Genomic DNA, 12111 nt, shown 5'->3' on the forward strand with positions numbered 1-12111 from the left:
TTGCGTGCGCGTAGTCGGCGGCCAGCCGCACCCTCAGCGCCGCGGTCCGGGCCTCCATCCGGGCGACCTCGGCGAGCCCGTCCAAGCAACCGTCCGCCAGCCGCCGCAACGGATCGCCGTCTCCCACCGGGTCGGCAGCAGGCGCATCGTCGCTAGCGGCCGATCCGGCCAAGGCAGCCAGCGCGGCAACAGAGGCGGCGACGGCCTCCACGGCCGCCCCGCTCTCCGCACTCAACACTGTCCTGCTCTCCACACTCAGATCATCTCAGGAGGCACCGACAGAAATAGCGACATAGGCTGTCCTCGAGCGTGAGCATTGAGCCGAGGGACATCCCGCGACACCGGAGTGACCTGAACGGCGGTGCCGGAATCCTTAGCAGCCGGTCAAATGCCGCTTGGGCCTGTCCTGACGGTAGAGGTAGCCGCCGGCCTCGCGGAAGCCGGCGCCGGCGTACAGCTCACGGGCACCGGCGTTGGAGGCCATGACCAGCAGCCAGTACCCCGCCAGGCCGCGGGCCCCGCCCTCGTGCAGCAGCGCCCGGACCACCCGGCCGCCATAGCCCCGACGCCGCGCATCCGGACGCGTGGCCATGCAGTACAGCCCGCCCCACCCGTGCCCGGACGGGCCGGCGTTGGGCAAGGCGAGGCGTGCGACGGCGGCCGGTGCGCCGCCGTCGTCCCGCACCAGAGCGTACAGCGAGGGGCACCCTTCGAGAATGCCGCGGGCCACGGCGAGCTCGTCCGCTCCCCCGCGGCCGTCGACTCTCCACCACAGTTCCAGCCATTCCGCCGACGGCTGGGCCGAAATTTCCACGGCAGGTTCGGGGCCGCCGGAGTCCGCGCCGGACTCCGGTCCGGGCTCAGCACCGGGAACATGGACGAGCACCAGGGTTTCGGACTGCCGGGTGAACCCTTCGGCGTCGAGCACCGCGTTGAGCGCCGCATGGCGTGGGCCCTCAAAAATTTGGAAGATGAGCGGAAGCCGCCGGCTGCGGTACCAAAGCCGGGCGTCGCGGACTGCGGCGAGCTGCCGGTGCGGATCCTCGCCGGGGTCCCTCGGCCAGACCGAGTTCGCCCGCTGGGTCACCCCTGATGCCGCCCGCAGCACCCACCCGCCGGATTCCTCGCGCTCCACGGCAGGCCACGCTGCATCCATCAGCGTCTCCAGCCCGGGGATGGATCCAAGTATCAGCCCGGGGTGCGGGTCCAGGTTCATTGAGCTACTCCGTCCGGGACGAATGCGGGCAACAAATGACAGACGGCAGGGGCTCCCCGGCTGCCCGGGGAGCCCCTGCCGCTGAAGCTCGCAGGCTAGTCCCTACCGTCCTCAGGCTTCTTGGGCTGCGGCTTGAAGTCGACGCCGGCTTCCTTGCGCTGCTGCGCCGTAATGGGAGCGGGAGCCTGGGTCAGCGGATCGAAGCCGCCGCCGGACTTCGGGAACGCGATGACGTCGCGGATGGACTCCACGCCGGCCAGCAGGGCAACGACGCGGTCCCAGCCGAAGGCGATGCCGCCGTGCGGAGGGGCTCCGAACTTGAAGCCCTCCAGCAGGAAGCCGAACTTGGTCTGGGCGTCTTCCTTGTCCAGGCCCATGAGCTCGAAGACGCGTTCCTGGACGTCGCGCTCGTGGATACGGATCGAGCCGCCGCCAATTTCGTTGCCGTTGCAGACGATGTCGTAGGCGTAGGACAGCGCCGATTCGGGATCGGTGTCGAAGGAGTCCATGAACTCGGGCTTGGGCGAGGTGAACGCGTGGTGGACGGCGGTCCACTTGCCTGCGCCGACGGCGACGTCGCCGGAGGCGACCGCGGCGGCGGCCGGCTCGAACATCGGCGCGTCCACGACCCAGCAGAAGGCCCAGTCAGTGGGGTTGATGAGCCCGGTACGGTGGCCGATCTCGACGCGGGCAGCGCCGAGGAGCGCGCGGGACGGGGTCTTCTCGCCGGCTGCGAAGAAGATGCAGTCACCGGGCCTGGCGCCGACGGCGTCGGCGAGGCCCGCCCGCTCGGCCTCGGTGAAGTTCTTGGCGACGGGACCGGCGAGTTCGCCGTCCTCCTTGTACAGGACGTACGCCAGGCCCTTGGCGCCGCGCTGCTTGGCCCACTCCTGCCAGGCGTCGAGGGCCCGGCGGGCCTGGGAGGCGCCGCCGGGCATGACGACGGCGCCGACGTAAGGCGCCTTGAAGACACCGAAATTGGTGTCCTTGAAGAATTCGGTCAGCTCGGTGAGCTCCTGGCCGAAGCGCAGGTCCGGCTTGTCCGAGCCGTAGCGGGCCATGGCGTCATGGTAGGTGATGCGCTGGATCGGCGTCGGGATCTCGACATCGATCAGCTTCCACAGGGCCTTGACGATGTTCTCGCCCAGACGGATGATGTCGTCCTGTTCCACGAAGCTGGCCTCGATGTCCAGCTGGGTGAATTCCGGCTGGCGGTCCGCGCGGAAGTCTTCATCGCGGTAGCAACGGGCGATCTGGTAGTACTTTTCGAAGCCGCCCACCTGAAGGAGCTGCTTGAACAGCTGCGGGGACTGCGGCAGCGCGTACCAGGAACCCGGCGCCAGGCGGGCGGGAACCACAAAGTCGCGGGCGCCTTCCGGCGTCGAACGGGTCAGCGTGGGGGTTTCGATCTCCACGTAGCCGTCCTGGTGGAGCAGTTCGCGGGCCACCCGGTTGGCTTCCGAACGCAGGCGCAGGTTACGGGCGGGGCCGGGGCGGCGCAGGTCCAGGTAGCGGTGCTTCAGGCGTGCTTCCTCGCCCACCTCAACGTGTTCGTCGATCTGGAACGGCAGCGGGTCCGAGGTGTTGAGGATCGTTACCTTCTCGGCCATGACCTCGATCTCGCCGGTGGGAAGCGCCGGGTTCTCGTTGCCTTCGGGACGCTGGGAGACGGTGCCGACGATCTGCAGCACATACTCGTTGCGCAGTCCGTGGAAGACCTCTTCTTCGCGGACCACAACCTGGGCGACGCCGGACGCGTCGCGCAGGTCAACGAATGCGACACCACCGTGGTCACGACGCCGGCCGACCCAGCCGGCGAGGGTTACGGTTTGTCCAATGTGCTCGGAGCGAAGTGATCCGAGGTCATGTGTGCGCAGCACAGCACGCCTTTCTGAAGAAGACAGAGGGAAAATCAAAAGCGATATCAAAACAATGACGTTCTAATAGGATCGCTACGGGAACGATCCCGTTCGAGTTTACCCGTTGGAAAGGCCCCTTTTGCCATGGCAACCCGGCACAACGGAACCCAGCCCGGTGACCAGCCCCCCGGCCAGCCCGGTGACCAGCCCCCCGGCCAGTCCGGTGACCAGCCCCGCGATCAGCCCGGCGGCCGCCCCGGCCCGCAGCGGCCACCCCAGCGGCTGCAGCGCCGCCTCGGCGTGTTCGATTCCACGGCAATTGGCCTGGGTTCGATGCTGGGCGCCGGCGTGTTCGTCGTGTTCTCCCCCGCCGCAGCCCTGGCCGGGCCGCTGCTGACACTTGCCGTGGCCGTGGCCGGCGTCATCGCCTACTGCAATGCCGTCGCGTCGGCGCAGTTGGCGGCGAGGTACCCCGACAGCGGGGGAACTTACGTGTACGGGCGCCGGCAGCTCGGCCAGTGGCCGGGCTTCATTGCTGGCTGGGGTTTCATCACGGGTAAGACGGCGTCCTGCGCGGCGATGGCGCTGACGTTCGGGCACTACGTGGCGCCGGCCTATGCCACGCCGCTGGCGGTCGCCGGCGTCGTCGTCCTCACGGGAGTTAATCTGCTCGGCATCACGCGGACCGCAGTGCTGACCAGGATCCTGCTGGCCGTCGTGTTGGCCACGCTCGTCTTCGTCGCCGTGGCCTCCCTGCTCGGTCCGCACCCGGAGGGCGCCCCCGCCGTGTCGGCGGCGCCGGCCTATCCCGCGCCGCCCTCCGGCGGCTGGGGCGTCCTTCCCGCGGCGGGGCTGATGTTCTTCGCCTTCGCGGGTTATGCGCGGATCGCCACCCTCGGCGAGGAGGTCAAGGATCCCGCCCGTACCATCCCGCGGGCCATCCTGGCCGCACTGGCCGGGGCCTTCGTGATCTACCTTGGCCTGGCCGCGCTGCTGCAGTGGCACCTGCCCCCGCAGCAGCTGGCGGGTTCGACGGCGCCGCTGCTGGACGCGGTGGCGGTCTCCCGCCTCGGCGCCGGCGTCCCGTTCGTCCAGGCCGGAGCGGCGGCGGCCTGCCTCGGCGCGCTGCTGGCCCTGATCACCGGGGTCGGCCGGACCACGTTGGCGATGGCGCGGGAACGGGACCTGCCCGCCCCGCTGGCCAGGGTGGGCCGCGCCCGCACCGTCCCGTTCACGGCGGAACTGGCCGTCGCGGCCGCCGTCGTGGTCCTGCTGCTGAGCACCGACGTGATGACCGTGGTCGGATTTTCCAGCTTCGGCGTGCTGGTCTATTACGCCGTGACGAACGCCGCGGCTTTCACGCTGGCCGGCCGCCCCTGGCATGCGCCGCGCTGGCTCAACGTGCTGGGTTTCCTCGGCTGCCTGGTCCTGGCCGTCACCCTGCCGCCGGCCTCCGTGCTGTTCATGGCGGCGGTGCTGGCGGCAGGGGTGGCCGGGCGGTTCCTCGTCCTGCTGGTGCGCAGGACGCGGGACACTAACGGGCCTGCCCGGAAGACCTAGCTCGCGGCGATTACGCGCACGTGCAGGTCCTCCCCGGAGGGCGTCCACGAGTCCGGGTCGGCGTCGTACTGCTCGCCCGTACGGATGTCTTTGACCTGGTGCTTGCCGTCGTCGTCAGTGAACCAGACAAACGGAATGCCGCGACGGTCGGCGAACTTGATCTGCTTGCCGAACTTCTCGGCCTTCGCGGCGACCTCCGTGGCGATGCCCCGGCTGCGCAGCTGCGCCGCGACATCCTGTGCGGCGGCCCAGCTGTCGTCGTTGTTCAGCGTCACGAGCACGGCGGTCGGCACGGAGCGCGTGGCCTTGGCCAGGTCCTGGCTCAGGATCCGCGACACCAGCCGGGTCACGCCGATGGAGAGTCCGACGCCGGGGAACTTGCGGTTGCCCTTGCTCGCCAGCGCGTCGTAGCGGCCGCCGGAGCAGATCGAGCCCAGCTGCTCGTGCCCCACCAGGACGGTTTCCACCACGGTGCCGGTGTAGTAATCGAGGCCGCGGGCGATGCTGAGATCGGCGACGACCCGACCCGGCGCGTGCTGGACAGCGGCCGCAATGACCTGCTCCAGCTCGTTCAGGCCTTCCTCCAACAGCTCGTTGGTGACGCCCAGCGCCCGGACCTGCTCCACAAAGGACGTGTCCGTGGTGCGGATGCCCGCGAGCTTCAGGGCAGCCTGCGCCTGATCGTCAGTGGCGCCGAGTTCCTCCTTGAGCAACTCGGCCACCTTCGCCGGCCCGACCTTCTCGAGTTTGTCGATGCTGCGCAGGACGCCCGCGGTGTCCGTGAGGCCGATCCCGGTGTAGAAGCCCTCGGCCAGCTTGCGGTTGTTGATCCGCAGCAGGAAGTCGGGGATGGGCAGCGCGTTGAGCGCCTCCGCAATCACCAGCGCGATTTCGACGTCGTACCGGAACGGCAGTTCGCCGTCGCCGACGACGTCGATGTCCGCCTGGGTGAACTCGCGGGCCCGTCCCTCCTGGGGACGTTCGCCGCGCCAGACCTTCTGGATCTGGTAGCGGCGGAACGGGAACGCCAGGTAGCCGGCGTTTTCCACGACGTACCGGGCGAAGGGCACGGTGAGGTCGAAGTGCAGGGCAAGGGCGTGCGGGTCGAACTTGGCCGCGGAGTCCTCATCGTCCTGGAGCCGGCTGAGGCCGTAGACCTCTTTGTCGATTTCGCCCTTGCGCAGCAACTGGCCCACCGTCTCCACGGCGCGGGTCTCGATCGAGGAGAAACCATGGAGTTCGAAGGTCCGGCGCAGCGTGTCCAGCACATGGAGTTCCACCAGCCGCTCCTCGGGAAGCCACTCGGGGAATCCTGACAGGGAGGCTGTGCGTGCCATGGTGAAATTTCTCCTCTGGTTACCACTGCGGTATCTCGTTGCTACTGCAGTATCTTCGGGCGCGGGCGTCAGGCGGCATTCTCTCTGTCGAAACGTAACGAAGATAAGCGGCAGACCGGCCAGTCGTGCATAAACTGTGTGCGGCAGTCAGTTTATGCGTTCGGCGCCTGCTTCTTCCAACGGAGCCGGACCCGGCGGGACTGCCGGCAGCTTGCTGCTGCTACCGCGACGGCGCCTACGGCCCCGTCATGGTGGCGGCCATACAACCAGGAGGACCTTTGGCGGCCAGTTCACGCAGCGCACGCGAGGCGAAGCGGCGCGTCCAGCAGATGGAGGCCAGGCGCGGCCTGCGCCGGGACCAGGACAAGCGCCGCAAGCGCGACAACGTCTTCGCCATCAGCGCTGGCACGGCAGCAATTGGCCTGGCCTTGGTGCTTCAGCTGACCGCCTTCGCCTCAAACCCGACCGAAGAGGAATTCGCGGCCGCGCAGGAGGGACTGAACAGCCCGTCGGCATCCGCCTCACCCACAGCGGCCCCGACGAACGGCGCGAACATCCCCAAGCCGGAGACCGCCGCGGGTAAGACGTTCACGGGCGAGCTCAAGCTGAACCGCGGCACGCTCGGCGTCGAACTCGACGGCACGAAGGCCCCCCAGGCCGCGGCGGTCTTCAAATCCCTTGCCGACCAAAAGTTCTACGACGGCGTCAGCTGCCACCGGCTGACCACGGCCGAGAACTTCGGCGTACTCCAGTGCGGTTCCAAGGCCGGCGACGGCAGCAGCGACCCGAGCTACACCTGGGGCCCGCTGGAAAACACCCCGACGGACAACAAGTACCCCGCCGGAACCATCGCAGTGGCCCGGACCGGCGGGAACGCCAACGGCAACGGCACCCAATTCTTCATTGTGTACAAGGACACCGTCATTCCAGCGGATGCCGCCGGGGGCTATACGGTGGTGGGCAAGGTGACCTCTGGACTCGACGTGGTGGGCGGTATTGCCGCCGCCGGACTGAAGCCCGGCGACAACGCCACCGACGGCGCACCTGTGGAACCAGTCACGATAGACTCGTTCTCACTGAAGTAACCAGCCGCGGCCCTCAAGGCCCTGGTCCCGGTATTTCCCTCCAAGCGAAAGACTTCTAGCGGTGACAGACAGTCAGAAATCCGACGAAACATTGGCAACAGCAGCTGCCAACGAAACCGAAACCGAGGCAACCCCCGCCGAGAGTGCAGGCGCTGCCGTAGACGCCGACGGCGAGACTGCGGCACCCGAGGCACCAGCCGCGGCCGGCGAGGAACCCGCCGCAGCCGGTGAGGAACTTACCGAGGCATCCGAGCCCACTGTGCCCACCGTTCCGGCAGAACCTGCCGAGCCGGCGGAACCCGCCGAGCCGGCGGCGAAGGCGGAGCCTGTTGACCAAGCCGAAGCCACCGCCGCCCCGGTTCCCGCGCCGGCCGCCCGTCCCGCACCGAGCCCGGCAGCGTTTGCCGGCCGGCCGAAGGCCAAGCCGTCTACGGCCGCACCGGCTCCGGCCCCGGCGGCCGTGTCCTCCGCAGCCTCACTGGCCGAAGCGGCCCGCTGGGGCCGTGTTGAAGGCGACGGCCACGTCTTCCTGACCGTTGACGGCACGGAATACCCCGTAGGCCAGTACCCGGGGGTCAGCGAGGATGAGGCCCTGGGCTACTTCGCCCGGAAGTTCGAGGACGTTGTGGCCCAGATCGTCCTGCTGGAACAGCGGGTGAGCTCCAAGGCGCCCACCGCGGACATGCAGAAGACCGTCACGCACCTGCGCGAGCAGCTCGCCGAGCGGAACATGGTGGGCGACATCCGCTCCGCCGAGGCCCGACTGGACGCTCTGGTGACACAGATCGGCGAGCTGGAAAAGGCTGAGAAGGCCGAGCACGACGCTGTCCGCGCCGCTGAGCTTGCCGCCCGCGAGGCCATCGTGGCCGAGGCCGAGGAAATTGCCGGCCACGATCCGGCGCAGATCCAGTGGAAGACCTCCAGCGCGCGGATGAACGAACTCTTCGAGAGCTGGAAGACCGCCCAGAAGAGCGGCGTCCGGCTCGGCCGCAGCAATGAGGACGCACTGTGGAAGCGGTTCCGCGCCGCCCGCACGGTGTTTGACCGGCACCGCCGCGCGTACTTCTCCCAGCTGGACAGCAACAATTCGGCGGCCAAGGCCGCAAAGGAGAAGCTGATCACCGAGGCCGAGGCCCTTTCGTCCTCGACCGACTGGGGTTTTGCCGCCGGCGAGTACCGCCGCCTGATGGATGAGTGGAAAGCCTCACCCCGCGCCAGCCGCAAGGACGACGACGCGCTGTGGGCCCGCTTCCGCGCCGCACAGGACGTCTTCTTCACCAACCGCCAGGCAGCCAACGACGAGATCGACCAGGAATACGGTGCGAACCTGGTGGTAAAGGAAGCGCTCCTGGTGGAAGCCAACGAGCTCCTGCCGATCAAGGATCTCGCGGCAGCCAAGAGGGCACTGCAGTCCATCCGGGACCGCTGGGAAGAAGCCGGCAAGGTGCCGCGTGCCGACATGGGCCGCATCGAGGCCGGCCTGCGGAAGGTGGAGGACGCTGTCCGCCACGCCGAGGACGAAAACTGGAAGCGCTCCAACCCGGAGACGAAGGCGCGCACCAACAGCGCCCTCACCCAGCTCGAGGCCGCCATCGCCGGCCTCAAGGAAGATCTGGCCAAGGCGGAGAAGGCCGGCGACGAGCGCAAGATCAAGGCCGCCCGGGAAGCCCTCGAGGCACGCCAGGCCTGGCTGGAGCAGCTCGAGCGCTCAGCGAGCGAACTCTCCTAGCCGCATCCAGGACGCCAGTCCGGGCCCCGTTTCGGTTATCCACATGACCGGTACGGGGCCTGTTCTATGTCCGGGGAAACGGGAACGATGGCGGAATGGTAATCATGCCCCGCGCTCCCACCGCTCCGCCGGTTCCGGGCCGGCACGCCCTGGTGCCGGGAGATCCGGTGCCGGCGGCTCCAAGTCCAGGTGCGGGGCCGGATCACTGCGAGCTCTACTCCCCCGGCGCGCTGTTCTCCTGGCCGGAGCTGCAGGCCATGGCCGCCGACGGCGTGCTGACGCAGCTGTATCAGCGCGGCTACCTGCCGCCCGGGTCCCATGCCAGTCCGCAGCTTCGTGCGCGGGCCGCGTCCCTGATGGTGGCCCCGGCGATCCGGCAGCGGGTCGTGGCGGGCCGGATGACCGCGGCATGGATCTATGGGTGTGCCACGGAGCCGGACCGCCTGGCGCTGCTGGTTGACGCCAACCGGCGGATCTCCAGTCTGCGGTCCGTGCGCGGCTGCACCTTCCACGAAGTTCGGCTGGGGCCGTACGACGTCGTGAGCATGGGAGGCATGATGGTGTCCAGCCCGCTGCGCACGGCCGTGGACGTGGCGATGCACGTGGACGCGGAGCGGGCCGTGCCGGCCCTCAGTGCGCTGTTGGCTCGTCCCGGGCTGGGCGTCCGCCTGCGGCTGCTCAGGCTCGCCGTGGAGGCGAGTCCGCGCGTTCCGCATAAGCGGGCGGCCCTGGCGAAGCTCGCCGCCCTAGCGGCAGAGCTTGCGGCGCCAGATTGATCCCGTGCAGAAAGCGGTGGACCGAGGCCTGAACTGCCGGGTCAGCTGCGGCGGCGGTTTCCGGTGGTGCGGTACACGTCGAAGACGCCGTCGATCCTGCGGACCGCGCTGAGCACGTGGCTGAGGTACTTCGGGTCGCCCATCTCGAAGGCAAACTTCGAGATTGCCACCCGGTCCGTGGACGTGTGCACGCTCGCCGCCAGAATGTTGACGTGGTTTTCCGAGAGCACCCGGGTGACGTCGGAGAGCAGCGATTTGCGGTCCAGCGCCTCGACCTGGATTTCCACCAGGAACACGCTGGACTGTGTGGGGGCCCAGTCAACCTCCACGATCCTGTCCGGCTGGTCCATCAGGCCGCTCACGTTGGTGCAGTCGGTCCGGTGCACGGAGACCCCGGAGCCACGCGTGACGAAGCCCAGGATCGGATCCGGCGGGACCGGCGTGCAGCACCGGGCAAGCTTGACCCAGACGTCGTCCACACCGCGGACAACGACGCCGGAATCGGAGAACCGGGCCTTGCTGACCTGGGTGGGGATGGAGACCTCGGTGAGGGCATCATCCGGATGCTCGTTCCCGCCAAGGCTCTCCACCAGGCGTTCCATCACGGACTGGGCGGAGGTGTGGCCGTCGCCCACGCCGGCGTAGAGCCCGGAGATGTCCGCGTATTTGAAGTCCTCGGCGATCGCCGCGAGGGCGTCGTGGGTCATGAGCCGCTGCAGCGGGAGGTTTTGCTTCCGCATCGCTTTGGTCAGCAGGTCCTTGCCGCGGTCAATCGCTTCCTCGCGGCGTTCCTTGCTGAACCATTGCCTGATCTTGTTCCGGGCCCGGGCACTCTTGACGAAGTGCTGCCAGTCCTGGCTGGGGCCGGCGCCTTCGGCCTTCGAGGTGAAGATCTCGACCCAGTCGCCGTGGTTCAGTTCGCTGTTGAGCGGAACGAGCTTGCCGTTGACGCGTGCGCCGATAGTCCGGTGGCCCACCTCGGTGTGCACGGCGTACGCGAAGTCGACGGGCGTGGACCCGGCGGGGAGGGCCATGACCTCGCCCTTCGGGGTGAAGACGAAAACTTCCCGGGCGTTGATTTCAAAGCGCAGGGAGTCAAGGAATTCGCCGGGGTCCGACGTTTCCTGCTGCCAGTCCACGAGGGAACGCAGCCAGCCCATGTCGCCGTCGCGCGGGCTGCCGGGGCCGGCCGCCGTCCGGTTCGGCTGGTCCTTGTACTTCCAGTGCGCGGCGACGCCGTACTCGGCCCGGCGGTGCATCTCGTGGGTGCGGATCTGGATTTCCACCGGCTTGCCGCCGGGGCCGATCACCGTGGTGTGCAGCGACTGGTACATGTTGAATTTGGGCATCGCGATGTAGTCCTTGAACCGCCCGGGCAGGGGGTTCCAGCGCGAGTGCATCGCGCCCAGGGCCGCGTAACAGTCCCGGACAGAATCGACCAGGACTCGCACGCCCATGAGGTCGTTGATGTCGTCGAAGTCTTTGTCGCGGACGATCATCTTCTGGTAGATCGAGTAGTAGTGCTTTGGCCGCCCGGTGATCGTGGCCTTGATCTTCGCGGCCCTGAGGTCCTCGGTGATCTGGTTGCGGATGACCGACAGGTTCTTTTCGCGTTCCGGGGTCCGGTCCCCCACCATGCGCACGATTTCCTCGTACACCTTGGGATAGAGGGCAGCGAAGGACAGGTCCTCCAGCTCCCATTTGATGGTGTTCATGCCAAGCCGGTGGGCCAGCGGCGCGAAGATTTCCAGCGTTTCCCGGGCCTTGCGGGCCGAGGACTCAGCAGAGACAAAACGCCACGTGCGGGCGTTGTGGAGCCGGTCAGCGAGTTTGATCATCAGGACGCGGATGTCCTTGGCCATGGCGACGACCATTTTGCGCACGGTCTCGGACTGGGCCGCCTCACCGAAGCTGACCTTGTCCAGCTTCGTGACGCCGTCCACCAGCATGGCCACTTCCGGGCCGAACTCGGTCTTGAGGTCGGCGAGGGTGTAGGACGTGTCTTCGACGGTGTCGTGCAGCAGTGCGGCGGCCAGCGTGGTGCCGCTGAGGCCGAGTTCGGCGAGGATGGTGGCCACTGCGACGGGGTGGGTGATGTACGGGTCGCCGCTCTTGCGCTTCTGGCCCCGGTGGCAGCGCTCGGCGACCACGAAGGCGCGCTGGATGAGATCGAAATCCTCTTTGGGGTTGTTGGCGCGCACAGTGCGCAGCAACGGCTCCAAAATCGGCGAGTAGGCCGGAGCACCACGACCCGTCAGCCGGGCAAGGCGGGACCTCGTGCGCTCGCGCCGGCCGGGAAAAGTGGGCCGGGCACCGGAATTGTCCACCGGCACGGGAACATCGGGGCGTCCGGGAACCACCAGGCCAGTCTGTGAACCCTGGCCTTGGCCCTTGTCCGCAGGTGCCTCCGGCACCGGCGTCGAACGTTCTTCCAATGGAGCACCTCTCGCGACCGGTTAATTATTCAAGTGTATTCCCGCAGCAGGATACTTCGATAACCGGCGGGGATACGGCGACGGGCCGGAGGCCGTCGAAAACGACGGTCTCCG

8 protein-coding genes and 1 pseudogene are annotated in these 12111 nt (G+C 68.1%); 4 read left to right on the plus strand and 5 right to left on the minus strand.

Annotated features, from left to right (window positions below):
* The 3 genes and pseudogenes from AC1DZV_RS20430 to aspS all read right to left on the minus strand — a co-directional run.
* Positions 1 to 253, minus strand: a pseudogene (locus AC1DZV_RS20430) (HNH endonuclease signature motif containing protein); the annotation flags it as partial.
* Between the two features lie 120 nt (positions 254 to 373).
* Complete coding sequence (locus AC1DZV_RS20435; protein WP_476949402.1) at positions 374 to 1216, minus strand: GNAT family N-acetyltransferase; 843 nt, start codon at positions 1214 to 1216, stop codon at positions 374 to 376.
* Positions 1217 to 1311: 95 nt separating this feature from the next.
* Complete coding sequence (gene aspS, locus AC1DZV_RS20440; protein ID WP_476954464.1) at positions 1312 to 3096, minus strand: aspartate--tRNA ligase; 1785 nt, start codon at positions 3094 to 3096, stop codon at positions 1312 to 1314.
* Between the two features lie 123 nt (positions 3097 to 3219).
* Here aspS and AC1DZV_RS20445 point away from each other — a divergent pair, with 123 nt between their 5' ends.
* Positions 3220 to 4635 carry an APC family permease gene (locus AC1DZV_RS20445; RefSeq protein ID WP_476954465.1) on the plus strand — a complete coding sequence of 472 codons (1416 nt, stop codon included), beginning with the start codon at positions 3220 to 3222 and terminating at the stop codon, positions 4633 to 4635.
* Here the strand turns inward: AC1DZV_RS20445 and hisS are convergent.
* Entirely contained in the window at positions 4632 to 5972 is a 1341-nt protein-coding gene (hisS, locus tag AC1DZV_RS20450) for a histidine--tRNA ligase (protein WP_476949399.1), read from the minus strand. The genes AC1DZV_RS20445 and hisS overlap by 4 nt on opposite strands.
* 278 nt (positions 5973 to 6250) lie before the next feature.
* Here hisS and AC1DZV_RS20455 point away from each other — a divergent pair, with 278 nt between their 5' ends.
* The 3 genes from AC1DZV_RS20455 (at position 6251) to AC1DZV_RS20465 (ending at position 9562) form a co-directional block, all read left to right on the plus strand.
* On the plus strand, positions 6251 to 7057 hold the full coding sequence (locus tag AC1DZV_RS20455) for a peptidylprolyl isomerase (RefSeq protein WP_476949398.1): 807 nt from the start codon (positions 6251 to 6253) through the stop codon (positions 7055 to 7057).
* 61 nt (positions 7058 to 7118) lie between these two features.
* Entirely contained in the window at positions 7119 to 8786 is a 1668-nt protein-coding gene (locus AC1DZV_RS20460; protein WP_476949397.1) for a DUF349 domain-containing protein, read from the plus strand.
* 95 nt (positions 8787 to 8881) lie between these two features.
* Positions 8882 to 9562, plus strand: a complete 681-nt coding sequence (locus tag AC1DZV_RS20465; RefSeq protein ID WP_476949396.1) for a hypothetical protein — start codon at positions 8882 to 8884, stop codon at positions 9560 to 9562.
* A 41-nt stretch (positions 9563 to 9603) separates the two neighbouring features.
* Here AC1DZV_RS20465 and AC1DZV_RS20470 read toward each other — a convergent pair whose 3' ends face one another.
* A complete protein-coding gene (locus AC1DZV_RS20470; RefSeq protein WP_476949760.1) occupies positions 9604 to 11922 on the minus strand; it encodes a RelA/SpoT family protein in 2319 nt (772 codons plus the stop codon).
* Between the last annotated feature and the right edge of the window lie 189 nt (positions 11923 to 12111).

Source organism: Arthrobacter sp. P1_D12 (assembly GCF_056406175.1).